This is a genomic window from Motiliproteus sediminis (assembly GCF_017912535.1).
Lineage (GTDB): Bacteria > Pseudomonadota > Gammaproteobacteria > Pseudomonadales > Balneatricaceae > Motiliproteus > Motiliproteus sediminis.
In genome coordinates this window covers 296977-312922 of the sequence record NZ_JAERQK010000003.1, presented here as the reverse complement: position 1 = coordinate 312922, position 15946 = coordinate 296977, and the positions used below count along the sequence as shown (strand labels likewise).

Below are 15946 nucleotides of genomic sequence, written 5' to 3'. Positions count from 1 at the left end.
TCTTCTGTCTACTTAGGGAACGTCCCTCCGGGGGCGGCACAGCTTTGAGGCCCATACTATGACCGCACGCACTCAGATCGGCGGCTTGCAGATCGCCAACACGCTTCACGATCTGCTGGTTAACCACATCCTGCCCGACACCGGCGTCAGCGCCGACCAGTTCTGGAGCGGACTGGAAGCTATTATCAACGACCTGGCTCCCAAAAACCGCGCCCTGCTCGCCAAACGCGACCAGCTGCAGGCCCAGATCGACCAGTGGCACCGCGACAACGGCGCGGGGGACTTCGCTGCCTACAAAGCCTTCTTGCAAGAGATTGGCTATCTGGTCCCGGAAGGACCCGACTTCAAGATCACCACCGATAACGTGGAACCCGAGATTGCCGACCAGGCCGGTCCACAACTGGTAGTACCGATCATGAACGCCCGCTTCGCCCTCAACGCTGCCAATGCGCGCTGGGGGAGCCTGTACGACGCCCTTTACGGCACCGACGTACTGCCGGAAACCGGTGGCGCCGAGCGCACCGCCGCATACAACCCGGTACGCGGCGCCAAAGTGGTCGAGTACGCCCGTGACCTGCTGGATCAGGCCGCACCGCTGGCGGCCGGCAGCCACAAGAACAGCGCCGGTTATGCCATTATCGATGGTCGCCTGCTGGTGACACTGAACGACGGCGGCACCAGCGAACTGGCTGACAACACCCAACTGGCTGGCTACCAGGGTGATGCCTCCAAGCCCAGTGCCCTGCTACTCAAACACCATAACCTGCACCTCGAAGTGCAGTTCGATGCCAGCCACCCGATCGGCAAAGATGATCCCGCCAATATCAAAGATGTTCTGGTAGAAGCCGCGCTGACCACCATCATGGACTGCGAGGACTCGGTCGCCGCAGTGGATGCCGAGGACAAGGCGCAGGCTTATGGCAACTGGCTCGGCCTGATGAAGGGTGACCTTCAGGAAACCTTGGTCAAGAACGGCAACAGCATCACCCGCGCGCTCAACCCCGATCGCGAATACACCACGCCGGACGGCGGCGAGCTGACCCTCAAGGGACGCTCCATGCTGTTTATCCGCAACGTGGGTCACTTGATGACCAATCCGGCGATCATCGACAAGGATGGCAACGAGATTCCAGAAGGGATCATGGACGCCATGTTTACCGTCTGTATCGCCATGCATGACCTCAAGGGCAACGGCAGCCTCAATGGCAAGTCGATCCGCAATTCCAGTGCCGGCAGCGTCAACATCGTCAAGCCGAAGATGCACGGCCCGGAGGAGGTCGCCTTCACCGTCGAACTCTTTGGTCGGGTCGAAGATGCGCTGGGCCTGCCACGCAACACTATCAAGGTGGGGATCATGGATGAGGAGCGTCGCACCTCGGTCAACCTGAAGGAGTGCATCCGCGCTGCCAGCGAACGGGTAGTATTCATCAATACCGGCTTCCTGGACCGCACCGGCGACGAGATCCATACCAGCATGGAAGCGGGCCCCTTCGCACCCAAAGGCAAGCTCAAGACCATGGCCTGGATCCTCGCCTATGAAGATCAGAACGTCGATATCGGGCTGCAGTGCGGACTACCGGGGCGCGCTCAGATCGGCAAGGGGATGTGGCCCATTCCGGACAACATGGCCGACATGATGGAAGCCAAGATCGGCCACCCCATGGCCGGCGCCAACACGGCCTGGGTACCCTCTCCCACCGCCGCCACCCTGCACGCTCTGCACTACCACAAGGTCAGCGTGCCGACCCGGCAGGAGGAACTCAAGACCCGCGCCCGCGCCAGCGTCGACGACATTCTCACCATCCCGCTGCTGGGCGATCAGCAACTGACGGCAGAGGAGATCCAGAAGGAACTCGACAACAACGCCCAGGGAATCCTCGGCTATGTAGTACGCTGGGTCGATCAGGGTGTCGGCTGTTCCAAGGTCCCGGACATCAACAACGTGGGACTGATGGAAGACCGTGCCACGCTGCGAATCTCCAGCCAGCACCTGGCCAACTGGATTCGTCACGGTATCTGTACCAAAGAGCAGGTGCTGGCGTCGCTGAAGAAGATGGCGCTGGTGGTTGACGACCAGAACGCCGGCGACCCGCGCTACCGGCCGATGGCCCCGGCTTTTGACGGCATCGCCTTCGAAGCCGCCTGCGATCTGGTGTTCAAGGGCTGCGAACAGCCCAGCGGCTACACCGAGCCGCTGCTGCACGCCCACCGCCAGGCGGTGAAAGCACAATAACCGACCTCTGGCTTGGGCCAAAAGGATTAGGCCGCTAGGGTTACCCCTAGCGGCCTTTATTCTCTCTGCACTTAGCCGTTGCCATCCTGTAGACTGGTGGGATTGAGAAAACGCATTCCTTACCTGGCGATCACTTTCACAGTCCGTCGCCAGCCTCACGTATTCTGATTGTCGAACAAGAAGGACCCGTCGCATGACCGACAACTTTAAAGAGAGCGCCCTGCGCTATCATGCCGAGCCGACGCCCGGTAAGCTCTGCATCCAACCCACCACACCGCTGTCCAACAAGCGCGACCTGTCCCGCGCCTATTCCCCGGGTGTCGCTTACGCTTGTGAAGCGATCGTCGAGGATGTCAACGAAGCCGCCCGGATGACAGCCCGCGGCAATCTGGTGGGCGTGATCAGTAACGGCACCGCGGTACTGGGGCTGGGTAATATCGGTCCGCTAGCCTCCAAACCGGTGATGGAAGGCAAAGCGGTACTGTTCAAGAAATTTGCCAATATCGACGTGTTCGACATTGAAGTGGCAGAAAACGACGTCGACAAGCTGGTTGATATCGTCTGCGCCCTGGAGCCCACCTTCGGCGGTATCAACCTTGAAGATATCAAAGCGCCGGAGTGCTTTATCGTCGAGGCCAAGTGCCGCGAGCGGATGAACATTCCCGTGTTCCACGACGACCAGCACGGCACCGCCATCGTCGCCGCCGCCGCGGTCTACAACGGCCTGCGCGTGGTGGAAAAGAGCATCGAAGATATCAAGTGCGTGGTTTCCGGTTCCGGCGCGGCCGCCATCGCCTGTGTCGACCTGCTGGTGAGCATGGGACTGCAGAAAGAGCACGTCACCCTGATCGACCGTACCGGGGTAATCTACAGTGGTCGCGGCGAAGGGATGAATCCCTGGAAGGAGCGCTATGCCCGCGACACCACCGATCGCACTCTGGATGATGCCATCGATGGCGCCGATCTCTTTATGGGCCTCTCCAGCCCCGGCGTACTGACCCCGGAGATGGTCGCCAAAATGGCACCCAAGCCGCTGATTCTGGCGATGGCCAATCCCACGCCGGAGATCATGCCGGAACTGGCCAAAGAGGTGCGTCCGGATGCAATTCTGGCCACCGGCCGCTCCGACTATCCCAACCAGGTCAACAATGTGCTCTGTTTCCCGTTCATCTTCCGTGGTGCGCTCGATTGCGGTGCCACCACCATCAACGAAGAGATGAAGCAGGCTGCGGTAAAAGCGATCGCTGATCTGGCGATGAAGCAAGCCACCGACGTGGTCGCCGAAGCCTATGCCGGCGAAGACCTGACCTTTGGCCCCGAATACCTGATTCCCAAGCCGTTCGACCCGCGCCTGATCGAAGAGGTACCGGTGGCAGTGGTGCAGGCCGCCATGGATAGCGGTGTCGCGACCCGACCCATCGCCGACCTGGACGCCTACCGCGCCAAGCTGCATGAGTTTGTCAACGCCGCCGGACTGTTTATGCAGCCGATGATCGAAGCCGCCAAGCAGGGCCCCAAGCGCCGTCTGGTTTACGCCGAAGGCGAGAACGACGACGTATTGATGGCGATGCAGGCTATCGTCGACGAAGGGGTGGCCAAGCCGATCCTGATCGCCCGTAACGAAATCGTCCAGGCCTCCATGGAGCGGCTGGGCCTGCGCTTTAATCTGGGTGAGGACGTCAGCGTATTCGATCCGCGTGACTGCGATCACCACGACCAGTACTGGCAGCACTACCACGACAAAGTAGGCCGCAAGGGGATCACCGTTGAAGCCGCCCAGGCCGAGATGCGCCAGAATCCCACCGCGCTGGCCGCCACCATGGTCTCCATGGGTGAAGCCCACGGCATGATCTGCGGTAAGGTCAACCGCTTTGAGACCCACTTCCGCCAGATCAACCAGGTACTCGGCAGCAACGGCCACGCTGCCTCTGTCTGCGCCCTGCTGCTGCCCTCCGGGCCGCTGTTTCTGGCTGATGCTTTCCTCAACGTCGATCCCGATGCCGAGGAACTGGTGGCGATCACCGAAGCCAGCATAGACTTCGTCAAACAGTTTGGTGTCGAACCCAAAGTGGCGCTGCTGTCGCACTCCAACTTCGGCTCCTCCAGTAGTGGCTCGGCGCGCAAGATGCGCGATGCTGCAGCGATGCTGCGCGACAAGCACCCCGAGGTCCAAGTCGATGGCGAAATGCACTCCTACACCGCCATGAACGAGGAGCTACGCCAGCGGATCTTCCCCGGTGCCAATCTCAGCGGCAGCGCCAACCTGTTGATCATGCCCAATCTGGATGCCGCCAACATCGCCCTGGGGCTGATTCGCTCGCTCACCGACGCGCTATTGGTAGGCCCGTTCCTGACCGGCATGAACAAGCCAGCCCACATCGTTATTCCGTCCGTGTCCGCCCGTGGCATCTTCAACATGAGCGCCCTGACCGCCGCCCATGTTGAACGCTACTGCGAAGACAACGTCTGTCTGCCGTAATCTCGACCACCTGCAGTGACGCTAACGGCAGCTCCGGCTGCCGTTTTTTTGTCGCCTCTGCAATGCAAAGCTATTAACCCTTAGTCGCAAGAGAGCGCGCAGAAAACACCGTGCAAACAGGTCCCGGGGTGCATAAAAATCAAACCTTAACCGAACACACTAACGCTCCACACCTCCATCAAGCACTCCCCAAACCGCATTAGCGCAATCAAAAAACCCCAATAAATTATTTATTTAATAGGCATTATTCCTATTTGAACGCACCCGCAGCAAAGGCTAATCCAGATCAATAAACCGCAGCAGCAAAGCCGGTATAAAAGTGCGTGGTGAATATTCACAGGGGCGTCAGGCCAAGGTCTAACATTCACCAGATGGATACTGAAAATAGAGAATATTGATTTCTTTTATGCTGAACGAGGCAGTAGAGTAACTTCCAAGAGTCGCCCAGCAGCCTCGGGAAGGCGCCCTGAAAGCGATAGAGATTTAACCTCCATTACGAAGGAACTAACCATGTCAGAGATCCAGAAAGACATCGACTCGGTTGCCACACTCCGCAGCGCTCACGGTTCATCCTGGGACGCGATCAATCCGGAGTACGCTGCTCGCATGCGTGCGCAGAACAAATTCAAAACCGGTCTGGACATCGCCAAGTACTGTGCCGGCATCATGCGTCGCGACATGGCCGCTTTCGACAAAGACAAGACCAAGTACACCCAGTCACTGGGTTGCTGGCACGGTTTCATCGGTCAGCAGAAGCTGATCTCCATCAAGAAGCACTTCGGCTCCACCGAACGCAAGTACCTGTACCTGTCCGGCTGGATGGTTGCTGCGCTGCGTTCCAGCTTCGGTCCGCTACCTGATCAGTCCATGCATGAAAAAACTGTGGTAGCTGATCTGGTTCGTGAACTCTACACCTTCCTGCGTCAGGCGGATGCCCGTGAACTGGGCGGCCTGTTCCGTGAACTGGACAAGGCTCGTGAAGCCGGCGACAGCGCCAAAGAAGCCGAGATCCAATCCAAGATCGACAACCACGAAACCCACGTTGTGCCGATCGTTGCTGACATCGATGCAGGTTTTGGTAACGCCGAAGCCACTTACCTGATGGCCAAGCAGATGATCGAAGCCGGCGCTTGCTGTCTGCAGATCGAGAACCAGGTTGCTGACGAGAAGCAGTGTGGTCACCAGGACGGCAAAGTGACCGTTCCTCACGCTGACTTCCATAACAAGCTGCGCGCCCTGCGTTATGCCTTCCTGGAGCTGGGTGTTGACGAGGGTGTTATCGTTGCTCGTACCGACTCCGAAGGTGCTGGCCTGACCAAAGAGATCGCGGTTGTTAAAGAGCCGGGTGATCAAGGCGACGTTTACAACTCCTTCCTGGATTGCGAAGAAGTCACCCCTGAGGAAACCTCTGAAGGTGACGTACTAATCAGCCGCAACGGCAAGCTGGTTCGTCCCAAGCGTCTGCCTTCTGGTCTGTACCAGTTCCGTCAGGGCACTGGCCACGAGCGTTGCGTGTTCGACTGTATCGAAGCGATCAATGCCGGCGCTGACCTTTTGTGGATCGAAACCGCAGTTCCGACGGTTCACGAAATCAAGGAGATGATGGACGAAGTTCGTAAAGTTCACCCGGATGCGAAGCTGGTTTACAACAACTCACCTTCTTTCAACTGGACCCTGAACTTCCGACAGCAGGCGTACGATGCTTGGGTTGAAGCTGGCAAAGACGTTTCCGCTTACGACCGTGACAAGCTGATGTCTGCCGAGTACGACGATTCCGAACTGGCTGCAGAAGCTGACGCTCGCGTTCGCACCTTCCAGGCAGATACTGCACGTGAAGCGAACGTATTCCACCACCTGATCACTCTGCCGACTTACCACACGGCGGCCCTGTCTACCGACAACCTGGCCAAAGAGTACTTCGGTGAGCAAGGCATGTTGGGCTACGTAGCTGGCGTACAGCGCAAAGAGATCCGTCAGGGTATCGCTTGTGTTAAGCACCAGAACATGTCCGGTTCCGACATCGGCGACGATCACAAAGAGTACTACGCGGGTGAAAACGCTTTGAAAGCGGGTGGCGCCAAGAACACCTCCAACCAGTTCAACGACGTCGAAGTATAACGACCGCTGAACAGCACAGTGTTCCCCCTTACAGTGGCTCAGCTGCGGTAAGGGGATAAAAGGCGGCCCACGGGTCGCCTTTTTCGTTTCAGCAACGGCTACGCCCCACGTACTGTGTTCCAGGGTAACGACCAATAGCGACCCTATTTGCCGTTATCTTGATGTAACGAGCCTTGATCTGACCGCCGTGGCGGTTATGATGACGCGCCCGAGAGGGCCGGGATACCGGCCATTTACCGATACGATATCATCGACCAAGAGAGGTGCTGTTATGACTCAGGTTCCTGCCCACTTACAGGATGCTGCAACGTTGTTAAGCGAGACCGGATTCGCCACCAGCAACGTCTGGTACCACGGCACCTCGTCGGCCCTGTTGGAATCCATCATGACAGAGGGGCTTAAGGGCTCTGGCGATCAGGCACTACAACAGTCCGTTGCAAAGACGTTGGAAACCATCGGTCACAACGACCTGGAGCAGACCAAGGAACCGGTTTTTCTTACCCAGAGCCGCGAACTAGCCTATTACTGGGCGCAGCAATGCGTGCGTAACCGCAGTGTCCGCTTTGAGGGTGAAGAGCAACCCGTTGTACTGGCACTGGAGCTGCCTGAAAGCCTGCAACAACAGGTCAAGCCGGATGTGGGAGCGGCCGCCATGCTGATCGCACGCACCGACGAGTATTTCGACTATTTGGAAGATCTTTATAAACAAAACGAGGTAGCGTTCCCCCTACTACACCCCACCCAAACCGACCGCGCTGACTACCTCGACAAGCTGGGCATGGCCTATATCGATCTGGATATCGAACCGCAGTACCTCTGTGACGTGACGGACGCACCCGCCTAAACGCAATCGCCATTCAGAAAAGGCAGCCCCACGGAGCTGCCTTTTTTGTTCCCGCACGCCCGCAACCAGCCCGGATGACTAACCAATGTCATTTTCGTGAAGTTTCTGTGAATTCTGGCCACATGCATGGCAAACGGAGTTACAGCCTGCTTAACTGTATCGCCAACGTATATACATTGTTGATACCAATCAGCAAGCATCTACGTGACGGACCTCAGGCTCTTCCTGGCCGTCTCATGCTGGCAGGGGTAAACCCAAGTGGGCGGTAGAAAGAAAGACAAAAAGAAGGATAGCCAGCTGGTCATTCGTATCAGCGCGGCGGAACGGGACGAGTTCGTTGATCTGTGCGATCAACTCGACACCAGCGCAGCGCGAGAGGTACGGCAGTTTATTCGCGAGTTCATGAAACGACAGCACCAACTATCCAAGGAGCACTCCGATGGCCAAAGCTAAAGTAAAGGAACTGAAAAAAAGCATCAAAGCGCGCAAGGCGAAGATCGCCAAGCATGAAGACAAATTGAAAACCTTGAAGAAAAAACTGAAAAAAGCCGCTTAAAAGGCGGGAACCAGGGTGCGGCCGGGTCTAGACACCCAACCCGGCCGGCACCACACCAGGGCTGCAGAAAAGCAGATTGTAAACCGCATTGGTATCGACGCGTTCATCGTCCAGCAGCGGTTTAAGGATCGCGCCATCGCAAAGATCATAGCGGCCCTTGGCAGCCACATTGATCAGGTAGCAGCTGTACCCCCACTCACGGAATCGTAGCCGTAGCCCATCGCTTGATGCCCCGTAACGGTTCAGCGCCGTAGGGTTTATTTCACAGATAACCGCCCCCGGAGCCTGACGTGCGAAGAACTCGGTGGCGCCGTTCAAAATGTGCAGTTCGCACCCTTCGGCGTCCAGCTTGAGCAACCGCGCAGGACGGGGAAGATCCTGCAGCCACTGGTCCAAAGTAGTGGTGGTGACCCGGAGCGAGCTGCTATCAGCCAGCGTCGCCAGCCTGGATTCGCCCTCGTTGTTGGTATCCTGCACAAACGCCGCCCGACCCGCACGGTCGCTGATGGCGCTGGGAATGGTGGCGATATCGCCGAAGCCGTTGCGTGCCATGTTACCCAGCAGCGCCATGTAACTATCCCGCTCTGGCTCGGCCGCCCTCACCGCGCCGCTTGCCCCCACCAGGCTGCGCATCAACAGGGTGTAGAAGCCCACATGGGCGCCCACATCCACTGCAATATCACCGGGTCGCAACAAGCTGATCACCACCCAACTGGTGAACTGTTCGTACAGGACACCCTGCGACAGACACTGGATCATCTGTGCTTCGGTGGCGCGGGCAGGATTCAGACCGATGGCAAATTCCGCACAGGGGTTATGAGGCGTGGCAAAGGCAACGCGCAGGTTCACAGTTGAGTTCACGTAGTCATCCTCTGACCGGGCGATGGTTGATCAGTGGCTTGCGCCGCGCCAGACGCTACCACCGCTCTTCTTGTCGATGCGATCCAGCATCGCCTCATGGGCCGCTTGTTCCTCGGCGGTAGCGTTGATCACCTGCAGTTGGAACTGACCGGGAGCGACGCGCCGAATCGGCGTCGGTGCATCACTGCCGTCAGCGCCGGCGCCCAGCGACAAGCTGGTCTGGCCGCCGGTCATCATCAGGTAAACGTCGGCGAGGATCTCGGAGTCGAGCAACGCCCCGTGAAGAGTACGCTGCGAGTTATCAATAAAGAAGCGCTTGCACAGGGCATCCAGGTTGTTCTTCTGTCCCGGAAACATCTGTCGCGCCATCACCAAGGTATCAAGGACGGTGCAGATATCTTCTACCCGGCCGTTATCAGGGCCGGCCAATGCAAACTCGTGGTTGATAAAGCCAACGTCAAACGGCGCGTTGTGGATGATCAACTCCCCCCCGGCGATAAACGCCTTGAACTCCTCCATTACCTCATGGAACAGCGGCTTGTCGGCGAGAAAATCGTTGGTGATGCCGTGTACTTCGATCGCCTCGGCGTCAATCTCGCGCTCCGGACGAATGTAGCGGTGGTAGGTACGCCCGGTCAGCTTACGGTTGATCATCTCGACACAACCGATCTCGATAATGCGGTGACCTTCGGACGGTTCAATACCGGTGGTTTCCGTATCCAGGACGATCTGACGCATAGTGTTTCTGAACTCGCTCTCAATTAACGACGGGGTCGAAGGAACCCTAACGCGGCCTATCTTATCACAGCCCGACTCACTACAATGGCCCCTCACACACTGGATAGATCGACCCGTTTTGAAACAGATTACCGCATACACCGATGGTTCATGCCTCGGTAATCCCGGCCCCGGCGGCTACGGCGCACTGCTCCTTTTTGGCAAGCATCACAAGGAACTCAGTCAAGGCTATCGTCTGACCACCAACAACCGCATGGAGTTGATGGCCGCCATCGCCGCTCTGGAAGCGCTAACCGAGCCTTGCAAAGTGATCCTGACCACTGACAGCCAGTACGTGCGTCAGGGCATCACTCAATGGATTCAAGGCTGGAAACGCAAAGGCTGGAAGACCGCCAATAAGCAACCGGTGAAAAATGTCGACCTCTGGCAACGCCTGGACGCCGCCACCCGGCAGCACGATATCGATTGGCGTTGGGTCAAGGGTCACAGTGGCCACCCTGAAAATGAGCGGGTGGACGATCTGGCACGTGATGCCGCATCAGGCGACAACCTGATTGAAGATAGCGGTTTCAAACCCGGCTGAAGCCGCTGTTTCGGCAAGGCCACCGGCAGCAGGGTACAACCTCACACTCGCACCAGAACCCCTTGCCCAACTAGTGCAGTGATGCATCCAGAAACAGGTTATCGATCAGCACCTTAACCTGTTCACGATGGGTTAGTACGTGGTCGAGAAACGCCTGCGCCGCCGGCGACAGTTTCTTCTCCTGATGATGTACCAAGCACCAGGTCCAGAGAATCGGTAAAGTTTCTACGTCCAGCGCCACCAGGCAGCCGGTGGCCAGTTCCAGCGCCACGCTGTGACGCGACAACACCGACAACCCCAAGCCGGCCATCACCCCCTGCTTGATGGTTTCACTGCTACCGAGTTCCATGGTCTGATTGAGTTCGATACCGTTGTGCCGAAAGTGATCTTCGATCGCTTTGCGCGAGCCGGACCCCTCTTCGCGCATTAGAAAACACTCCTCCTGCAACACGCTCGGCGGCAGCGCTTTTTTGCCCACCAGCGGATGATCCGGTGGTGCAATGGCGATCATCGGGTTATCGATGATGGGATAACTGCACAGTTTCATATCGTCCGGTACCTGCGCCATCAGAGCCAGGTCGTCTTCATTGTTCATCAGCCGGCGCAATATCTGCCCACGGTTGTTGACCTGCAAACTGAGGGTAATCTCCGGATACTGGCGATGAAAATCGCCCAGCAGATGCGGAACGAAATACTTGGCGCTGCTGACCGAGGCGATCCGCAAACTACCGTGCATCACTCCCTTCATCTGGGTCAGCGCCATTTCGAGATTATCCAGGCGGGAGAAGATATCTTCGCAGGAATGCTGCAGTTCCCGCCCGGCGTTGGTCAAAAAAAGCTTCTTCCCCACCTGCTCAAACAACGGCATTCCCACATGTTCCTCCAGCTGTTTGAGCTGGATGCTGACCGCCGGCTGGGTCAGGTGCATCTCTTCCGCCGCCTTGGTAAAGCTCATGTGACGGGCAACACACTGAAACAGCGACAGCTGGCGCAGGGTCATTTTCATGCGGGGTCCTCAACGAAGAAAAACGGCAACCCGAAGGTTGCCGTTGCCAGTGTACTGAATCAGCGGCGCTGACTCTAGCCGCTATTATCGGTTGCTGCGCCACCCTTGAAGCGCTCACGCAGCCCCTGCATGACCACGTAAAAATAGGGCACCAGCAGGGTACCGACGATACCCGCGGCCATCATCCCCCCAAACACCGCATAACCAAGCGAATTGCGGCTCTCAGCCCCGGCGCCGGTGGCAATCACCAACGGCAGCACGCCGAGAATAAAAGAGAACGCCGTCATCAGTACCGCACGGAAACGCATTCTCGCCGCCTCCAGCGCCGCTTCCTTGATCGCCATTCCCGCCTCCCGCTGCTGCTTGGCGAACTCGACGATCAGGATCGCGTTCTTCGACGCCATGCCGATCAGCAGTACCAGCCCAATCTGGGTATAAAGGTTAACTTCGGCACCCGCCACCAGTACGTTGAGAAACGCCCCCAGCACGGCCAGTGGCACCGCCAGCATCACCGCAACCGGAATGGACCAGCTTTCATACTGGGCAACCAGAAACAGGTAGGTGAAGATCAGCGCCAGGCCGAAGATAACCGGTGCCAGATTACCCGCTTTGATCTCTTGGTAGGTCTGGCCTGTCCAGCTGTAGCTGTAGCCCTCGGGAAGCACCTCGGCCGAGACCTCCTCCAGCGCCTTGATCGCCTGACCACTGCTGAAGCCCGGCGCGGGTATGGCGTTGATATTGGCGGAACTATATAGGTTGTAGCGATTCAGCACCTCAGGCCCGAGGGTCGGCGTTACCCGCACCAACGTCGATAGCGGCACCATCTCGCCTTCGGCGCTGCGAACGTAGAAACGGGCAATATCCTTGTCCGAGTTACGGTACTCGCCCTCCCCCTGAACCATCACCCGGAACACTTTGCCGAAGCGGTTAAAGTCGTTGACGTAGCTGCCACCCAACATCGTCTGCAGGGTGCCGAACACCTCCGTCAACGGGACTCCCAGCGCCTTGGCTTTCTCCCGGTCCAGGTCGATGAACATCTGCGGAACATCAGCACGATAGTTACTGAACGCAAAGGCGATCTCCGGGCGCTCGTTGGCCTTGAGGATCACCGCCCGCATCACCGCCGCCAACTCCTGCGGCGATCTGCCGGCGGTGTCCTGCAGCACATATTCCAACCCGCCCACTGCCCCAACACCGGGCAAGGGCGGCAGGGTAAAGGCGCGGGCGCTGACCTGTGGATTCTGGTTATACAGCCGCTGCAGCTTCGCCAGTATCGCCTTATCGGTCAGTTCGGGAGCAGCACGCTGCTCCCAGTTATCCAATACCACCACCATCAGGCCGCCATTGGACGCCACCGAACCGGTCAACACCGAGAAACCGGATGCGTGAATCACATTGGTCACTCCCGGTTCATCCAGAGTCCGCGCCACCAACTCCCTCATCACCGCCTCGGTCCGGTTAAGGCTGGCTCCGTCCGGTAGTTGCAGATCAACCAGAAACGCCTTCTTGTCCTCGGCGGGGACAAAGCCGCCCGGCAAAGTACTCGCCAGATAGCCGGTGGCGCCCAACGCCCCCAGAAAGAGAACGCCAACCACCAGCGCACGACGGATCAACGCCTTGACCCAGTTGGTATAACCGCGGGTCAGCGCATTAAAGTAGCGATTGAACAAGGCATGAAAACCGCTCTCGTGCTTCTTTGGCACTTTCAGCAACGAGGCACACAGGGCCGGTGACAGAGTCAGCGCATTGACCGACGAGATCAGCACAGAGATACAGATGGTAACCGAAAACTGGGCGTACATCTGGCCGGTAATTCCCGGCATAAAGGCCGTCGGCGCAAATACCGCCAGCAGCACCAAAGTCGTGGCTATAACCGGCCCGGTTACCTCTTCCATCGCCTTGAGCGTTGCGTCACGGGGTGACAATCCCTCCTCTTCCATCAATCGGGTGACATTCTCTACCACCACGATGGCATCATCCACCACGATACCGATGGCCAGAATAAGGGCAAACAGCGATACCGTATTGATGGTCATGCCCGACGCCAGTAACACCGCGAATGTTCCGATCAGCGACACCGGAATGGCGATCGACGGTATAAGGGTCGAACGCACATCCTGCAAAAAGAGATACACCGTGAGGATAACCAACACGACCGCCACCAACAGCGTAACCACCACCTCTTTGATCGACACTGAAACGAACTCCGTCGTGTCGTAGAGAATCAGGTGATCAAGTCCGTCCGGGTAGCTTTGCGACAACCGCTCCATGGTCGCACGCACATCGCTGGCCACCTCCAGCGCATTGGCGTCCGGAGACTGGTAGATGGCGACCAACGCACTGGGGTTGTTGTCCAGTTTGCCCTGCGAGTCATAGGACTGGCTACCGAGTTCCACCCGAGCCACATCGCCGACCACGACCTTGGAGCCATCGTTATTGGAACGCACCACCACCGCCGAAAACTCTTCAGGGCTGGTCAGTCGCCCTTTGGCCTGGAGGGTATATTGAAACTGCTGATCGGGGTCCACCGGTGCGGCACCAATGCGCCCGGCAGCCACCTGAATATTCTGCTCCTGCAGCGCCGCGATCACATCCTGCGCGGTCACCGATAAACTCGCCAGACGGTCCGGATCCAGCCAGATCCTCATGGCGTAGTCCATTGCGCCGATCACCGATACATCAGATACACCATTGATCCGCGCCAGCTCATCCTTGACGTAAATACCGGCGTAGTTGGCCAGAAACAGGCCATCGATATTGTCGTTGGTCGAAACCAGATTGACGATCATGACAAAGTTGGGGCTCTGCTTCTTAACCCGGACCCCCTGCTGGTTCACGATTGCCGGTAACCGGGGCACAGCCTGCTGTACCCGGTTCTGCACGTTAACCTGTGCCTGGTCGCTATCGGTGCCTACATCGAAGGTAACCGTCAGCGAATAGGCACCGTCATTGGAGGTTTTCGATGACATATAGAGCATGTCATCGACTCCGTTGACCTCGGCCTCGATGACCTGTGCCACGGTTTCCTGCAACACCTCGGCGCTGGCCCCGGGATAGCTGGTGGTAACGCTCACCTGGGGCGGTGACACTTCGGGAAACTCGGCCACCGGCAGCAGCGGAATCGCAATCGCGCCGACCAGGGTCAGAACGATGGAGATAACAAAGGCAAACTTGGGCCTGAAGACAAAGAACTTGCTGATCATCGAACCGCCCTCTTATTGATTGGCCTGAAACGGTTCGATGGTCTGCTCCGTCGCCTGCACTTCGATACCGGCGCGTATCTTCTGCAACCCTTCAACCACGATGCGCTCCCCCTCCTGCAGCCCTTCCACAACCTGCCACTCCACACCGTATCGATCGCCCAGCGTGACCAGGCGCTTGACGACCTTATTGCCATCGCCCACCACCATCACAAAGCGGCCTTGCTGATCCTCCTGCACCGAGGCCTGGGGAATCAGAATGACCTGTTGTTCCGTTGGTACCGATACCGTGACGGTCACATACATACCCGGCAACAACAGGCCGTCCGGATTGGGAAAACTGGCGCGCAGGTTGATGGTTCCGGTACGCGAATCAACTCGGTTATCGACAAACTCAATCGAACCACCGCGCTCATAGGGGTTACCGTTGGGCATCAGCAGTCTCAAATCGAAGGTGTCGAGAGTGGGCTTCTGACTGTCGTCAAGGCGCGCCTGCCGCGCATTGGCCACCTGCTGCTCGCTGGCCTGAAAGTTGACCCACATGGGATCGAGCTGCACCAGAGTGGCCAACGTGACCTGGGGAGAGATCAAATCACCGATGGATACCAGCGAGGCGGAGATACGACCACTGATCGGAGCTTCGATACGGGTGTAATCCAGTTGCAGCTGGGCGGCGTCGACCGCCGACTGCGCCTGCACCACTTTGGCCGCTGCCTGATCCTTGTTGGAGGTCAACTGATCCATGTCGCTATCTGAAATCATACCCTGCGGATGCAGCTGTTTGCCGCGGTTGTAGTTCCGCTCGGCCACCGACAACGCCGCCCGGGCCTGAGTAAGAATCGCCTGCTGCTGCGACAGCGCCGCCTTGAATGGCGCTGGGTCTATCTCGAACAGCAGCTGGCCCTTCTCGACCTGATCACCCTCCTTGAAATCCCGACGCAGCAACGGACCACTGACCTGGGCCTGCAGTTTGACGTCCTCCGACGCCTGAGTACGGCCAACAAACTCGGCATTGGGGGTTACCATGTCATAGCCTACGGTGGTGACCACCACGGCGGGCTTCGCTGGCGGTGCGGGTGGAGGTGCTTGATCACATCCCGCCAAGAAAGTGAGTAAGGCACATCCCATCCAAGACGGCAGGCGTGACATGTTGATCTCCTTATATACAGATACTTAGCAAACTTGGTTAAGCATAGCCGGAGCGCCACGATACGCACTGTTAAGTAAAGAGAAAATTAACCACGCAGCTTATTGAATATAACCACTATTTATTGTCAAAAATTGCTGATTTACCGAAGACTGAACAAAAAAAGGGGGCCAAAGGCCCC

General features: G+C 57.9%; 11 protein-coding genes. 6 read left to right on the top strand and 5 right to left on the bottom strand.

All coding sequences use genetic code 11. The features are described from left to right. Positions 1–58 precede the first annotated feature (58 nt). The 5 genes from JJQ76_RS08335 to JJQ76_RS08315 all read left to right on the top strand — a co-directional run bounded on the left by JJQ76_RS08335 (position 59) and on the right by JJQ76_RS08315 (position 8127). Positions 59–2233 carry a malate synthase G gene (locus JJQ76_RS08335; protein WP_210396305.1) on the top strand — a complete coding sequence of 725 codons (2175 nt, stop codon included), beginning with the start codon at positions 59–61 and terminating at the stop codon, positions 2231–2233. A 193-nt stretch (positions 2234–2426) separates the two neighbouring features. Further along, positions 2427–4712 (top strand): NADP-dependent malic enzyme, encoded by a 2286-nt coding sequence (locus tag JJQ76_RS18230; protein ID WP_210396304.1) that lies wholly within the window; start codon positions 2427–2429, stop codon positions 4710–4712. Positions 4713–5222: 510 nt separating this feature from the next. After that, positions 5223–6830: an isocitrate lyase gene (locus JJQ76_RS08325; protein ID WP_210396303.1), complete on the top strand. Its 1608-nt coding sequence runs from the start codon at positions 5223–5225 to the stop codon at positions 6828–6830. A 271-nt stretch (positions 6831–7101) separates the two neighbouring features. Further along, positions 7102–7674, top strand: coding sequence for a hypothetical protein (locus tag JJQ76_RS08320; RefSeq protein ID WP_210396302.1), 573 nt, complete (start codon positions 7102–7104; stop codon positions 7672–7674). Positions 7675–7932: 258 nt separating this feature from the next. After that, positions 7933–8127, top strand: coding sequence for a hypothetical protein (locus tag JJQ76_RS08315; protein ID WP_210396301.1), 195 nt, complete (start codon positions 7933–7935; stop codon positions 8125–8127). Positions 8128–8257: 130 nt separating this feature from the next. Here JJQ76_RS08315 and JJQ76_RS08310 read toward each other — a convergent pair whose 3' ends face one another. Together JJQ76_RS08310 and dnaQ are read right to left on the bottom strand one after the other, a co-directional pair. Further along, positions 8258–9091, bottom strand: a complete 834-nt coding sequence (locus JJQ76_RS08310; protein WP_210396300.1) for an FkbM family methyltransferase — start codon at positions 9089–9091, stop codon at positions 8258–8260. A 30-nt stretch (positions 9092–9121) separates the two neighbouring features. After that, on the bottom strand, positions 9122–9829 hold the full coding sequence (dnaQ, locus tag JJQ76_RS08305; protein WP_210396299.1) for a DNA polymerase III subunit epsilon: 708 nt from the start codon (positions 9827–9829) through the stop codon (positions 9122–9124). A 118-nt stretch (positions 9830–9947) separates the two neighbouring features. Between dnaQ and rnhA the strand changes: the two genes are divergently transcribed. Continuing rightward, on the top strand, positions 9948–10412 hold the full coding sequence (gene rnhA / locus JJQ76_RS08300; protein ID WP_210396298.1) for a ribonuclease HI: 465 nt from the start codon (positions 9948–9950) through the stop codon (positions 10410–10412). Positions 10413–10482: 70 nt separating this feature from the next. Here rnhA and JJQ76_RS08295 read toward each other — a convergent pair whose 3' ends face one another. The 3 genes from JJQ76_RS08295 to JJQ76_RS08285 all read right to left on the bottom strand — a co-directional run bounded on the left by JJQ76_RS08295 (position 10483) and on the right by JJQ76_RS08285 (position 15767). Next, a complete protein-coding gene (locus JJQ76_RS08295; RefSeq protein WP_210396297.1) occupies positions 10483–11418 on the bottom strand; it encodes a LysR family transcriptional regulator in 936 nt (311 codons plus the stop codon). Positions 11419–11492: 74 nt separating this feature from the next. Continuing rightward, a complete protein-coding gene (locus tag JJQ76_RS08290) occupies positions 11493–14621 on the bottom strand; it encodes an efflux RND transporter permease subunit (RefSeq protein ID WP_210396296.1) in 3129 nt (1042 codons plus the stop codon). A gap of 12 nt (positions 14622–14633) precedes the next feature. Beyond that, positions 14634–15767, bottom strand: coding sequence for an efflux RND transporter periplasmic adaptor subunit (locus tag JJQ76_RS08285; protein WP_210396295.1), 1134 nt, complete (start codon positions 15765–15767; stop codon positions 14634–14636). Positions 15768–15946: the final 179 nt, after the last annotated feature.